Here is a 13,821-nt window from a genome sequence, read left to right as displayed (position 1 = left end):
CCTCGGCCGCGGGAAAGGCCCGCTCCCGCAGCGGGCCCGTTCGCCACCCAGAGGCTTTTCGGGAGCCCGTCGCAGTACGGAGGAGCGCAGTCAGACGGCTTTGAGCGGCGGGTATGCCGGGACCCACATGGCGGCACGCACGCGCTGCTCGATGGTGTCGTCGACTGGACGATGCGCCACATCGTCGTGCGCCGCGGCACGTGCCACGGCCACCGCCACGGCCACCGACGTCTCGTGCAGCTCGTCCATGGGGGGCAGGATGGGCGCACCGGGGCCGATGTCGTCGATCTGCCCGGCCACGGCGTCGGCAGCCGCGGTGAGCATGCGATCGGTGACACGATCGGCGCCGGCGACGATGGCGCCCAGCCCCAGACCGGGGAAGACAAGGGCGTTGTTGGCCTGCCCGATCCGGTAGGTGACTCCGTCGTGCTCAACCGGGTCGAAAGGACTGCCGGTGGCGATCAGGGCGCGGCCGTCGGTCCAGGCGAGCAGGTCACCGGGGACGGCCTCGGCCAGGCGGGTCGGGTTGGACATGGGCAGGATGATCGGGCGCCGTGTATGTGCGGCCATGGTGCGGACGATGTCCTCGGTGAAGGCGCCGCCCTGGCCGGAGGTGCCGATCAGGACGGTCGGGCGCACCCGACTGACCACTTCGGCGAGCGGGATCCCGCCCGGGTCGTCGGCGCCCCGCCAGTCGGCCACCTCGACCGCCGGGCGGGCATAGCGGGTCTGGAAGTCGCGCATGCCATGCTGGCCTTGGGTCAGCAGTCCGTATCGGTCGACGGCCCAGATGCGGGCGGCGGCTTGTTCGGGTGAGAGACCGTGGGCGACGAGGGCGTCGCGCAACTGGTCGGCGACGCCGATACCGGCGGTGCCCGCACCGAAGACGACGACGCGATGGTCCGTCAGGGGGATGCCGCTGGCCTTGACGCCGGCGAGCAGGGCGGCGAGGTTGACGGCACCGGTGCCCTGGATGTCGTCGTTGAACGTGAAGACCGTCTCCCGGTAACGGTCCAGGACACGACGGGCGTTGGCCGGGCCGAAGTCCTCCCAGTGCAGCATGGCGCCAGGAAAGAGCTTCGTCGCCGTGGTGACGTAGGAGTCGATGAAGGCGTCGTAGGCCGCCTGGTCGACGCGTTCATGCCGGTTTCCGAGGTACAGCGGGTCCTCGAGGAGCTCCCGGCGATTGGTGCCGACGTCCAGCATCACCGCCAGTGTGCGGCGCGGATCGATGCCTGCGGCGGCGGTGTAGACGGCGAGCTTGCCGACGGCGATGTCGATGCCGCCCACACCCCAGTCGCCGATCCCGAGAACGGCCTCGCCGTCGGTGGCCACGATCAGGTCCACGTCGCCCGGACCGAGCCCCGTCGCCGTCAGCGACCGCTCGATGTCCTCGGGTGTGTCGACCGACAGGTAGACGCCGGCGGGGCGGCGGTATTCGTAGCTGTAGCGCTCGATGGCGGTGCCGACGGTGGGGGTGTACACGATGGGGAGCATCTCGGCGAGATGATCGCCGAGGAGCCGGTAGAACAGCACCTCGTTTCGGTCGTGAAGTGCGGTCAGGTAGACGTTCTTCGCCAGGTCGCTCGGCTGTGCCCGGTACTGCTGATAGGCGCGCACGGCCTGCTGGTCCTGCGTGAGGACCTGTGGCGGCATCAGCCCCACGAGATCCAGCTCTCGCCGCTGCTGCTGGGTGAACGCCGTACCGCGGTTCAGCCGGGGATCGGCCAGGACGGCACGCCCGCGGGCCTTCGTCTCCAGCCGCCCTTCCACGGCGTTCCACCTCGTTTTCATTCTCGACTCCCTGTCGGATCTCCGAATGGATGCAACCAGAGTCGACGCAGACGAAGCATGCGTCCAATGCCTAAAGCTCGCATGATTCATGCGCGTGGAGCATTTCTTCTCCCGACGTGCACGGCTTCGAAGCGACAGGCTGGACCGACCGCGATCATGATCAAGGTTTTGGAGCTTGTCGTCCTTGCCGGCCGGCGTGACGCGGTCACGTGCGTCGGATGACCAGCACCGCCACATCGTCGAGGTGGTCCTCCGCGACGGCGGCGTCGAGGATGCGGTCGGCGGTCTCCTCGGCGTTCAATCCGTCGTGAAGGGCCGCGCCGGCCAGTGCTCCGGCTCGCTCCAGTCCGGCTTCGAGCGTGAGGCGCGGTCCTTCGACCACGCCGTCCGTGACCATGACCAGCACACTGCCCTCGTCCAGGGTGAAGGTCTCCTCGCGGTAGTCGGTGTCGGGCACGACTCCCAGGACGGGCCCGCCCGGCAGTTCGCGGATGCTGTGGCTGCCGTCGCTGCACGCGTACAGCACCGGCACATGGCCGGCGCTGGCGCCCGTGACCCGTCCGTCGTGTGGGTCGAGATGCAGCATCGTGCAGCTGGCGAATCGTGCCGCGCCCATCGTGACGAGCAGCTCGTTGGTGCGGGTCAGTACCGCTGCGGGATCCGGTTCGCGGGCGGCGATAGCGCGTATCGAGGCGCGCACCTGTCCCATGGCTGCGGCGGCGTCGACGTCATGGCCTTGAGCGTCGCCGATCTCCATGGCGACCGTGCCGTCGGGCATCACGAAGGCGTCGTACCAGTCTCCGCCGATGTCCAGCCCGTCGCGGCTGGGCCGGTAGCGGGCGGCGACCTCCAGGCCCGGAAGGTGCTCGGGCAGCGTGGGGAGCATCGTCTGCTGCAGTGCCGTGGCCAGCTCGACTCGTGCCTGCTGCAACCTGATGCGCCTCAGCGCCTGGCCTGCCAGGTCGGCCAGGGTACCCATGAGGGTCCGCTGGTCCAAGGACGGCCGATGTCCGCTGCCGTGAAACACCATCCAGGCCCCGAGCGGTTGATTGCCGGTCTCGCTGAGGGGCGTGATGGAGGTGGTGTAGTCGAAGCCGAGCCGCGCGAGCCAAGGAAAGCCGGCCCCGTCCGGCCAGCGGCGAAAGTAGTCCTCCCGGTCGAGGATGAACTGCGGTTCCCCGGTGCGGATTGCCTCGGGCAGCGGGCTCGGCTCGTCCAGCCGCAGGCCGTCCAGGGTTTCGACCTCCCGCATGGCTACCCCGGCATCGGTGGAGACGCGCAGGCGGCCTTCGTCGACGAGTGCGAAGAGGGCACCGGTGCCGCCGAAGGTCGCGGCGAGCCGGGTCAGCGCCACCTGGCGCAGTTCCTGCTCAGTGGCTGCGGTGATCAAGGCGGAGGAGAAGTCGGCGACCTCCTTTGCGCGCTGCCGCTCGGCCATCAGTGCGGCCTGCGTCTTCTTCTTCCGCTTCTCCTGCTTGGTGTCGTCGCGGACCACCCCGAAGATCCGCTCGGGGCCGTCGCAGCCCAGCTGGATCCGACGGGTCTGAATGGCCAGTTGGTGCCAGCCGTCGTGCTGGGTGAGGTACCGCAGCCGCACCCAGGGGGACGGGCCGCGGGGCGGGCGCAGGAGCTGCCGGAAGGCCTCATGGTCGTCAGGGTGTACTGCCGAGATCACTGTGGCCAGGTAAGTCTTGGGATCCGGGAAGGTCGCGGCCAGGGCGGGTGCGCCACCGAGCCACTCCAGCTGGTGCTCTTGGGCTGAATACATCCACAGGCCGAGGTCAGCGGCCTTGGCGGCCAGCCGGAACGGGATCAGCAGGCTTGCCAGGTCGTTGCGCGTATCCAGTGCGTGTACCCAGACCAGTTGCTCGTCACCGGCTGGATCCTTCACGTGCCGCGCTTCGATCAAGCAGGCTACCGGTGCTCCGCCTAGCCCGGCGAACTCCAGCACCCGCATTGCGACCGACTTCGTCCTGGCGGCGTGGATCACGAGGCTTTCGGCCGAGATCCGCTGGCTTACGGGACACAGTTCCTTGAAGTCACGTCCCAGGCACTGGTCCGCCGGCCTGCCCAGCGCTGTGGCCATCGCAGCGTTGACACCGTTGATGACACCGTCGAGCGTCAGGAGAGCGGCCGGGTCAGCCCTTCGGAGGAGTTCGTCCGAGACGTCCATCTGTGGCCCCCTGGCGAATACCAAAACAGCCTCTACAGCCATATTCGCGCATTTCGCCGCGATGTCTCGGTGAAGGACGCCTTTGACCGCAGTATTGAGGGACGACGGCAGGGAGCTCGCTGGGAACGGCGGACGGACGGCCGTAAAGAGGTCTTGATGGGGTGATCCCGGTCCGTGCCGTCACCCTCGCCGACGGTCCGATGATCGAGCGATATTCGTCGCACTTCCTGTCTCAGATACCGGAGTCGAGTTCCTGTTCGGCCCAGACGGTCTTGCCGCCGCTTGTCAGGCATCTGGCACCCTGGCGCTGGCAGAGCTGGGCGACGATGTAGAGGCCGCGGCCGCCTTCGTCGCCGGCGCAGGCGTGGCGCAGTCGAGGGAGGGTGTTGCTGGTGTCGGACACTTCGCATGTCAGGACCTGGTGCCGAATCAGGCGGAGACGGATCGGGCCGGCGGCGTGGCGGACGGCGTTGGTGACCAGTTCGCTGATGATCAGCTCGGTGGAGGCCTCCAGTCGTTGCAGTCCCCACTGAGTCAGTCGTCGGGTGACCAGGGTGCGGGCGTGGCGGACGATTGCCGGGTCGTTGGGCAGTTCCCAGTACGTGGTCTGGCTCGGGCTCAGCGCATGGGTCCGCGCGACCAGCAATGTCACATCGTCGCCCGGTGATTTGGTCTGCACCGTCTCGATCACCGAGGAGCAGAGGCCTTCCAGGGACCTGCCGGGACGGGTCAGGGCGTCGCCGAGTCGCTTCATGCCGGTGTCGATGTCGTGGTCGCGGCTCTCGATCAGGCCGTCGGTGTACAGGGCGAACCGGCTGCCTTCGGGCAGTTCCAGCTCGACCGCTTCGAAGGGCGTTCCCAGCCCGATGCCGAGCGGTCTTCCCGTGGGCAGGTGGGGGAAGGTGACCGTGCCGTGGGGGTCGACGATCGCCGGCGGGGGGTGTCCGGCCCGTGCCATGGTGCACTTGCGGGTGACGGGGTCGTAGATGGCATACAAGCAGGTCGCGCCGGTGACGCGGGTCGGGTCGTGAGAGTGGGCGTCTTCCTCGGCCATCCGCCGGACGGTGTCGTCGAGATGGGTCAGCAACTCGTCGGGGGCCAGGTCCAGGTCGGCGAGCGTGTGTACTGCGGTGCGGAGCCGGCCCATGGTCGCCGCGGCGTTGATGCCGTGGCCCACAACATCGCCCACGACCAGGGCCGTCCGGGCGCCGGACAGCGGGATGACGTCGAACCAGTCGCCCCCCACGCCGTTGTCGATGTCGGCCGGCAGATAGCGCGAGGCCGTCTCGATAGCCGTGCCCTGCACCGAACGCGGGGGGAGCAGGTTGCGTTGGAGAGTCAGGGCCGCGCTTCGTTCGCGTGCGTACCGGCGGGCGTTGTCCAGCGACAGAGCCGTCCGGCTGACGAGTTCCTCAGCCAGAAGCAGGTCGTCCTCCTGGAACGGCGTGGGTTCCTCGGTCCTGATGAACACCGCCGTCCCCAGGAAGGAGCGCCGCGTACAAATGGGTACGACCATCAGGGAATGCATGCCGCTCTCACGCATGGTCCGTGCCCGGTCGGGGTCATGGTCGAACCAGGTGCCGGGAGAACCGTCCAGGACTGGTTCCAAATGGGAGCGGCCGGACGACAGCACCTTGGTGAACGGCGAGCCCGGTGGCAGAGGGACCAGCTCACCGCGCACCCACGGGGACTCGGGGATCCCGGGGTGGATCGAGGCCAGTCCAGCGCGCCGCAAGACGGGACGGCGGTTGTCCAACGGGCCGATGCGGGCGAAGGGTGCTTCGCCGAACTCGATCGACTCGGCCAGGTCGACGTTGACGTAGTCCGCCAGCAAGGGCACCGCGATGTCGGCCAGCTCCTGGCCGATCTGCATCACGTCCAGACTGTTGCCAATGCGCGTGCCGGCTTCGCTGAGGATGGCCAGGCGCTCGCGTGCCCGCTGAGCGGCGGTGATGTCCACACTCATGCAGCACACCCCCATGGCCCGGCCGTCCGCGTCCCGGAGGCAGAAGTACGAGGCCGCGATCGCGTGCTCACGGCACGGATCAGTCGGCGGCCACGCACGGTACTCGTGGACCGCGGTGACATCGCTGTCCAGGACCTGCCGCATCACCCCCTCAAGCCTTTCGGTGTCGGTGCCTGGCAGCGCATCCGTCGGACGGCGTCCCAGCCGCTGATCGCAGCAGATGCCGTCCTGCTGCTCCATCGCGTCGTTTGCCCAGGCACAGTGCAGGTCCCGGTCACGAACGACGATGCCGATCGGCGTGCGGGTGAGGAGCGAGTCCCGGACCCATCCGGTGGTCGCCACCGGGGAGAGCGAGGTGATGTCGGTGCCGGAGACGAGCCAATGAATTTCCCGGTCCTGGCCCCGCAGCAGCGAGATCCGCATGCTCGCCTTGAGGGCATGGCCGTCACGGTGGCGGACGGTCGAGGTGCCGGACCAGCCGCCCCGGGCGAGGCACTGCTCGGTCGACGACCACTCCCGCAGCGTTCGGCGGGTGAGGGGCAGGACGGTGGAGACCGGCCGGCCTACCACTTCGGCGGCCGGGTAGCCGACCAGCCGTTGCGCCGTGGTCGTCCACCCCACCACCGTCCCCTCGGCGTCGATCATCGCGATGGCGGCGTTGGGCGTCTCCCGGGGGTCGAGTCGCTCACAGAGACTGCCTTGAAGCATCTCGGTCACCGGATCTCTCCCATCACGCGGATTGCTAAGAATCGGGCCGGCAGGCAGCGGGTGAATCGTCGCACCAGCCCACGGTCGGACCGTCCTCCCAGCGGTTACCTCCTGGCGATCCGGCGGCTCTCAGCCGATGCGCGACGCCTTCGCTCCTCGCCGTCCGCGGGGATCGGGGCCGTACTGTCAGGATCGCGACAGTAAGCACGAGGGTAGGAGCGGAAAGCGGGACAGGCGTCGGTCGCAGGGCACCATCTTCTGGTTGTAGTTTGTGTCGTAGAAACAAATCGCTCACCGCTTGGCGGTGCCGAAGTACGGCGGACGAGGCCAGTGCGTGCATGGCACTGGTCCCATCGGCAAGGTGTGGAAGCCGGATCCAATCCCCGTTTCCCGCACCACTTGATTCCCGGCAGGTGCCATGCAATTTGGTGGTGCCTGTCTTACAGCCTTTAGGGCGTGGGTGTGGAGAGTCTGGAGCCTGCACGGGAACTGTCCGTGAGTGCAGCAAACGTAGAGTCACAGTTCACGGAGGTGTGTCGTGACGTATGGGAACACCTACTTATAGAAATCCCGGAGATCAGCGGGGACGGCGTCGTCGAGAAGATCCTTCTCGCGAGCGTCAAGGAAAATGTCGCCACTTTGCTGCACATCTTTGAGAATGACATTCCGCTGGAAAGTCTTGAGGGGCTTTCCGCGCCCGATGAATATGCCAGGAGATTGGCTCAGAGAGATATCTCCGTCAGTGCATTGATCCGGGCCTACAGGATCGGACACTGGCGTTTCCTGCAATGGTGCCTGGACGAGCTCGCAGGCCGGCAGGTTGATGACGTTGTCTCTGCCGCCGTCAACCGTCGCATGCTGAAAGTGAGCTTCGCTTACATCGACAACATCACCGAGCATGTGATTCAGGTGTACCACCAGGAGAGGGAACACTGGTTGCTGGGCCGAACTGCCGTATGTGGCGCGCGTGTGCGGGACATCCTCGCCGAGAAGGCGGTAGACCTCGACTCGGCGGAAGCTGCTCTCGGCTACCGCCTGCAGCAGAATCACCTCGGGCTCCTGGCCTGGCTGCCGGTGCTGACGGACGGCGGCGCCGGACTGGCCCGGCTCGCCCGGCTCGCCCACGAGATCGCAAAGGAACTCGACTGTCCCGCCAGGCCGTTGTTCATCCCCCGGGACGAAGGACTGGCATGGGCCTGGCTGCCCTTCGGTTCACACAGCGACGTCGCTTGGGAGCGGTTGTCGAGTGTGGTCGAAAGCGCCGAACCCGCCGTGCAGGTGTGCGCCGGAAGCGTGCAGCGCGGGATCGAGGGGTTCCGAAGAACGAACCGGGAGGCGTTGCGCGCACAGGAGCTTGCTACGGCGGCGAGCCCCGGCCACCGGCTCACCGCGTACTCTCAGGTCGCTCCGGTCGCCTTGATGTGCAAGAACCTCCCAGATCTCCGCGCCTGGGTGTGGAGCGTCCTCGGACCGCTGGCCGTGGACGACGAGCAGTACTCACAGTTGCGAGAGACATTGCAGGATTTCCTGACGACCGGATGCAGTTACACCGCTACGGCGAGAACCGAAATCCTGCACAAGAACACTGTGCATTACCGCATCCGCAAGGCGGAGAAGATCATGGGTCACTCGGTCGAGGCAGGCCATGCAGATCTTGAGGTCGCCCTGCTCGCCGTCCAGTACCTCGGCTCCACGGTCATGCGGGCGTCAGGAGAGGGCACAGAAGCGGGCCGGCGCAGTGGGAGTCCTGGGCGTCGCCGCTAAGAAGTCCTGCCACTGCGCAGGACAGGGGACCGCCTCGCGAGTACCGGGACAGTCCCGCCGCGAGCGCCACGGAGACCGGGATCGCAGTACCGAGGGCGAGGCATTACCCGCGGGCGTGGATGAGCCCCCCGGGGATCGAACGCATCACATGCACGCCGATGCGGAGTCAGCGATCTCCGGAGGTGCTTCCGACGGAGGGCTTACGAGACTCCTCCCGCATCACTTCTCCCTCGGGCCGTCTCGCGAAGAGAGCGACCGTGATCAGAACAAGCAGGCTGAGCGCCACCACGTTGAGGATCTTGTCCATGGTGTTGTAGACCGACAGATGGCGCATGTGGAAGGTGAAGTGCAGGACGTTGAAGACGAGCCAGGTGCAGGCCGTGATCTGCACTACCGGCATGTTGTTTGCGTACCGGACGGCGAAAAGGCTCAGGACCGCCATGGCAAGGAACATGGCGCCGTCGTCCATGGCGAGATGCATGTTGTACGGACCGAGCTGCGGCAGCCAGCTGAGCCCGAAGCCCGGGAAATTGGCGTACCAGTTCTCCGGCGCGAAGTAGGCCCATCCTCCTGTGTAGGTGGCCACGAAAGCCAGGACCGCCAGCAGTGCCCGTCGAAGTTTGATGCTCATACCGTTACGACGAGACGGACGGATGATTCGTGATGCGCTCAAGACCGCTCTCAACTCACGGAGTGGCAGGCGATGGCGTCGGGTGGCGGCGCCGGCATCATGGCGGCGGTCCGCTCGGCCGGCCCGTCGTCGGTGCGGAGTCTCCCGACGGGGCACGCCCGCCCGGAGACGGCGATCTTGTCGATCACGCCGAGATTCTCGATCACCCCTTGTCGGCGGGGCTGGATCCGCCTGCCGTGCGAACCGATGACCGGGTGCGGAGCCGTGTCGATCAGCGGTAAGTCGGTGTGGCGGCGGGCGGGATCGACGGCGAGGGCCAGCTCGAAGGTCCTCATGTCCGCGACGCTCAGGCGGTGATGGTGAGGACAACACGCTGCCCGGGCTCGGTGGGAGCGGTCCATGCCTCTTCCACCTGCGCCAGCGGACGCGGCAACGCGGCGACGGTGAGGGTGCCCTTGGAGATTTCGGTCATCAGGGACGGCAGTTCGGCGATGATCCCGGCGGCGGTGACGGAGCCCTGCCCGCTGCCCATGATCCGCAGATTGGCCGCGCGGAGGACGGAGGAGGGCAGAGTGATGTCCGGCCCGGCCATGGAGCCGATCTGAATCCAGTCCAGTGGAGCGCTGCGATCGGTCCTGCGGGTGAGCAGGGCGGGGATGGCCCGTTCGGTCGGAGCCCCCCAGGTGTAGTCGATGACGACGTCGACGTCCGCGGCGGCCTCGCCGAGCTTGTCGGCGGACTGGACCGGATCGCCCACCAATGAGACGACGTCGGTGGCGCCGAGAGCGGTGAGCAATTCCAGACACTTCGGGTCGCGCCCTGCGGCGACGATGCGGTCCGCGCCCAGGTGGCGGGCGATCTGCACGGCCATCCGGCCGGCGTTCCCGGTCGCACCGAGCACCAGGATGCTCTGGCCGGGCCGGAACTCGATCCGGCGGCGCAGCGCCACCCAGGAGGACATGGCGGGGTTCATCGCGGCGGCGATGGTCACCGGGTCGGCGTCGTCGGGCAGCGGGACGGATCGGCGGGGGTCGAGAAGTGCCTGTTCGGCCATCGTTCCGGGAGCGTCGTCGTCGGCCACGAAGTACACGCGCCGACCGTCGGCGAGCCTGCCCACACCGTCGACGCCGGGGATCAGGGGCAGACGCCCGTCGCTGGTGTAGTGGGTGCCATTGGCGCCGGAGCGGACCCGGGGGTGCAGGCCGGCGGCGAGCATGTCGATCAGGACCTGGCCCTCGGTCGGCCTGGGGGTGATGAATTCCTCGTAGCGTGGCGGATTCTCGAACGAGCGGACAACGGCAGCACGCATCGTGACTCCTTCAGGGGAGGGCGGGGTTTGCTGGAAGGTCCGCCACGCAATTAGTACGTGGCACCAATCAAAGTAGTTGGCGCCACGTACTAGGGCAAGTGGTTCGTGTCGCGTACTACATCGCCTAGGATGGGGACATGCCCGACGACCTCGCATCTGCCTCTTCGGCATCACGACGGCGCACCGACGCGCCTGACGCGGTTGCGCCTCCGCCGGTGGGTCGGGACGGAACAGGGGCGGCGGCACAGGTCGAGGACCTCGGGGTCGTGGACAGCCTGGCCCAACTGTCGTTCTTGGTGCAGGCCGCGCTGGGCAAGGTCGCCGCGGAGCATGGGCTGTCGATCATCCAACTGCGGCTCCTCGGAGTCCTGCGCGACCGCACGCCCGGTATGCAGGAACTCGCCCGTCACCTGGGGCTGGACAAATCCAGCATGACCGGCCTCGTCGACCGAGCCGAACGCCGCGATCTCGTGCGTCGTACCGCCTCGCCCCACGACAGGCGCGCCGTACTGGTCTCGCTGACCCCGCAAGGGCATGAGCTGGTCCGCCGGGGCGCTGTTGAGGTCGATCGGCAGATCCGCGCTCTCGCCGCGCATCTGACGGATGCGGAACGCTCCCAACTCTCCCGGCTCGCAAGCGCGCTCGTCGCCGGTCACATGACCATCTGACGCGCCGACGGTCGTTCGGTGAACGCTCGACGTGGTCGCGGTGGATGTCGGCAGCGTTCGCGGCTCGGCCCGATCCTGACGCTCTGAATCGTGACGCGGGCTAGAGGTCGCCATCGATCGGATGGCGAGGCGGGACCGGGGAACTGCTCCCATCGGACGGGAGGAGGGGCAGGTGCGCGTGAGTGTGCACGCACACAGTGCGCTGACGTGCGCCGACAGGGGTGACCTGTGACGCGTCGCGGGCCGATCCTGCCGCCTGCCTGCGATGCTGTACTCATCTGCAACTAGTTACATAATGTACTTTATGCCGGACTTGTCCAGCCGTGGGCCCGAGGTACTCGTCCCGCTTTTCGACCAGGTGGTCGAGGAGAGCGGCGCCCATGGCGGACTGCTCCTGCTGCTCCCGCCGGGCGAGCCCATGCTTTTCGCGGCCCTCCTCAGCGGCTTCCCCGCCAAGTACGTCGGCCCGTGGACACGGATCTGGCTGCAGTCGAACTTCGCCATCGCCCGTTCCGCGCGCGAACGCCGGCAGATCTGGATGGGGCCGAACGAGCGGGCACTGCTCTACCCCGAGTCGGCCGTCGCGGCGCCGTACCCGTACGCCGTCGTCGACACGCCCTTGGTCACTGGCGACACCTTGTGGGGCGTCCTCAACCTTCTCTGGCCCGGCTCCCACCCGCCCGAGCCCGTTCCGGAGGAACTGACGGTGGTCGACGCGGGGGCCCACCGGCTGAGCAAACTGCTCAACCGCTGCGCCGAGGACGGGCGCCCTGTGCGGCCCCACCGCCGGCCGCTCGTCGTCCCCCGGCAGGAAGCCAACCACTACAGGGCAGACGAGGCACGTGCGGGTGCCCACTTCGCGGAAAGGCTCCCCGGCGGCGGCCTGGGGATGAATCTGGAGGGTGAGGTCACCTTCGCGACCGTCGCCGCCGCGGATCTCCTCGGTACTGCGACAAGCGACTTGATCGGGGCTGTGCCCTGGGAGGCTCTGCCCTGGCTGAGCGATCTCGTGTACGAGGACAGCTACCGACGGGCTCTGTTCACCCGGCTGCCGACCTCGTTCACCGCGCTGCGGCCCCCCGATGTCTGGCTGTCCTTCCGCCTCTTCCCCGGCGCCTCGGGTATCAGCGTCCGTATCAAGCGCACCGCGGCCCCCGCCGAGACCGCGACCTCAGGCATCCCGGCACGCACAACCGAGGCCGCGGCACTCACGCCGACGACGGACGAGGCCCCTACCCGGGTCGGGTCTCTGTACCACCTGATGCAACTGGCCACCGTGCTGAGCCAGGCCGTCGAGGTGCAGGACGTCGTCAAGATCGTGTGCAGTCCCGTGATGTCCGCTTTCGATGCCGAAGGCATTGCCCTCCTCACGGTGGACGGGGCCAGGCTGCGACTTCTCGGCCACCGGGGACTCACCGAGGAGGCCACCAGGATGATCGACGGCCGCCTGGTGGACATCGCCACCCCCGCCGCCCGCTGCATCCTGGAACAGGAGGCGTTGTACTTCTCGAGTCCGCAGGAGATGGACCACGCCTTCTCCGGCTGGTCGGCGCGCAGTCGCTTGTCCGCTTTCGCCATGATGCCCCTGACGGCCTTGGGACGACCGGTCGGCTGTGTGGCGTTCGGCTACCGTGAGCCGCACCGGTTCGGCTCCGGCTACCGGACCCTGTTCACCTCGCTGTCGGGACTGCTCGCCCAGGCACTGGACCGGGCCCAGCTCTACGACACCCAACACCAACTCGCCCGACGGCTCCAGGACTTGCTGCTCCCCACAGCCCTGCCCGAGATCCCGGGACTTCAGGTCGCCGCGCGCTATCGGCCCGCGACCCGAGGAGTGGAGATCGGGGGGGACTTCTACGACCTCATCCGGCTCGACTCCGGCTGCGCGGCCGCGATCGGCGACGTCCAGGGGCACAACGTGACCGCCGCCGCCCTCATGGGCCAAGTACGCACCGCCGTGCACGCCACCGCGGGCGCCCGCCCCGACGAGGTGCTCACCCGTGCCAACAAGCTGCTCACGGACCTGGACGCCGGGCTCTTCACCAGTTGCCTCTACGCCCACGTCGACTTCGCCACCCACCGCGCCGTGTTGGCCACCGCAGGTCATCCACCGCCTCTGCTGCTGGATGCCGAGGGGCAGGTCACCATCCTCGACGTGCCACCGGGACCGCTTCTCGGCATCGAGCCGGGCGCCCGGTACACACCGATGGAGACACCGCTGCCGCCCGGCAGCGCTCTGCTGCTCTACACCGACGGACTGGTCGAGACCCCCGGGACCGACATCGACGTCTCCCTCGCCGGGCTCGCCGACCACCTGCAACGAACAGCCGGGTCCCCACCGGACGCCATAGCCGACGGGCTGCTCCGCCAGGCACCCGGCACCACCGCCGGCACCGACGACGTGGCATTGATCCTCATCCGCCGTGAAGACGATCAGGACTAGGCCGACGAGTCAGGCACCAGGCACGGTTCCCCTTGCGCACCTTCGCATGTCGAGCAGGGCTTCGGCGCCGCCGCGTGCGCGGGGCTACGGGAGCATGACGGTCCCGGATCGGCGGATGACTTGTTCGGCGCGGGCGCAAGGAAAGGGTTCAGGGGCCGGTGACCGCCTGGCGGTTGATTCCTACGGCTCGGTCGACATACCGCCTGGTCGGCCGAGAAAGCCACAGCAGTGGTGGGAGTTGACGGTACCGGCCTACGCAGGCGCCATGGGTGGGCCTTGTTGTTCGCTGCCTCCGACTGGGGCAACGTGCTGCGCCAGGACTGACCGGCGAGTGGCGAGCTTGTCCGACGTGTGAGCGCCGTGCC

At 67.9% G+C, this 13,821-nt stretch carries 10 protein-coding genes; 4 read left to right on the top strand and 6 right to left on the bottom strand.

Translation table 11 applies throughout. The annotated features are described in order from the left end of the window. Positions 1-90: 90 nt before the first annotated feature. Together ADL25_RS38835 and ADL25_RS45455 are read right to left on the bottom strand one after the other, a co-directional pair. A complete protein-coding gene (locus tag ADL25_RS38835; protein ID WP_059132620.1) occupies positions 91-1,794 on the bottom strand; it encodes an NAD-dependent malic enzyme in 1,704 nt (567 codons plus the stop codon). Between the two features lie 205 nt (positions 1,795-1,999). Next, a complete protein-coding gene (locus ADL25_RS45455) occupies positions 2,000-3,880 on the bottom strand; it encodes a PP2C family protein-serine/threonine phosphatase (RefSeq protein ID WP_416070680.1) in 1,881 nt (626 codons plus the stop codon). Here ADL25_RS45455 and ADL25_RS51175 point away from each other — a divergent pair. Beyond that, positions 3,776-4,132 (top strand): hypothetical protein, encoded by a 357-nt coding sequence (locus ADL25_RS51175; RefSeq protein WP_234381218.1) that lies wholly within the window; start codon positions 3,776-3,778, stop codon positions 4,130-4,132. The two genes, ADL25_RS45455 and ADL25_RS51175, sit on opposite strands and share 105 nt — an antisense overlap. A 67-nt stretch (positions 4,133-4,199) precedes the next feature. On the opposite strand, the gene ADL25_RS38825 is transcribed toward ADL25_RS51175, so the two are convergent. After that, positions 4,200-6,641 carry a SpoIIE family protein phosphatase gene (locus ADL25_RS38825; RefSeq protein WP_059132743.1) on the bottom strand — a complete coding sequence of 814 codons (2,442 nt, stop codon included), beginning with the start codon at positions 6,639-6,641 and terminating at the stop codon, positions 4,200-4,202. Positions 6,642-7,136: 495 nt separating this feature from the next. Between ADL25_RS38825 and ADL25_RS38820 the strand changes: the two genes are divergently transcribed. Then, positions 7,137-8,405 carry a PucR family transcriptional regulator gene (locus ADL25_RS38820; RefSeq protein ID WP_115974363.1) on the top strand — a complete coding sequence of 423 codons (1,269 nt, stop codon included), beginning with the start codon at positions 7,137-7,139 and terminating at the stop codon, positions 8,403-8,405. Positions 8,406-8,571: 166 nt separating this feature from the next. On the opposite strand, the gene ADL25_RS38815 is transcribed toward ADL25_RS38820, so the two are convergent. Genes ADL25_RS38815 through ADL25_RS38805 form a run of 3 tightly spaced genes read right to left on the bottom strand, consistent with a single transcriptional unit; the run spans position 8,572 to position 10,345 of the window. Then, complete coding sequence (locus ADL25_RS38815) at positions 8,572-9,036, bottom strand: hypothetical protein (RefSeq protein WP_063805827.1); 465 nt, start codon at positions 9,034-9,036, stop codon at positions 8,572-8,574. Between the two features lie 50 nt (positions 9,037-9,086). Next, positions 9,087-9,371 (bottom strand): hypothetical protein, encoded by a 285-nt coding sequence (locus tag ADL25_RS38810; RefSeq protein WP_059132618.1) that lies wholly within the window; start codon positions 9,369-9,371, stop codon positions 9,087-9,089. An 11-nt stretch (positions 9,372-9,382) separates the two neighbouring features. Then, complete coding sequence (locus ADL25_RS38805) at positions 9,383-10,345, bottom strand: quinone oxidoreductase family protein (protein WP_059132617.1); 963 nt, start codon at positions 10,343-10,345, stop codon at positions 9,383-9,385. Between the two features lie 137 nt (positions 10,346-10,482). Here ADL25_RS38805 and ADL25_RS38800 point away from each other — a divergent pair, with 137 nt between their 5' ends. Together ADL25_RS38800 and ADL25_RS38795 are read left to right on the top strand one after the other, a co-directional pair. Next, positions 10,483-11,013: a MarR family winged helix-turn-helix transcriptional regulator gene (locus ADL25_RS38800; protein WP_079050881.1), complete on the top strand. Its 531-nt coding sequence runs from the start codon at positions 10,483-10,485 to the stop codon at positions 11,011-11,013. 304 nt (positions 11,014-11,317) lie between these two features. After that, entirely contained in the window at positions 11,318-13,456 is a 2,139-nt protein-coding gene (locus tag ADL25_RS38795; RefSeq protein ID WP_059132615.1) for a PP2C family protein-serine/threonine phosphatase, read from the top strand. The last annotated feature ends 365 nt before the right edge of the window (positions 13,457-13,821 follow it).

It is taken from the genome of Streptomyces sp. NRRL F-5122 (assembly GCF_001507435.1).
In the GTDB taxonomy this organism is placed as follows: domain Bacteria; phylum Actinomycetota; class Actinomycetes; order Streptomycetales; family Streptomycetaceae; genus Streptomyces; species Streptomyces lannensis.
The sequence above is the reverse complement of the archived record's forward strand: the minus strand, read 5'-3'. Positions and strand labels throughout refer to the sequence as shown.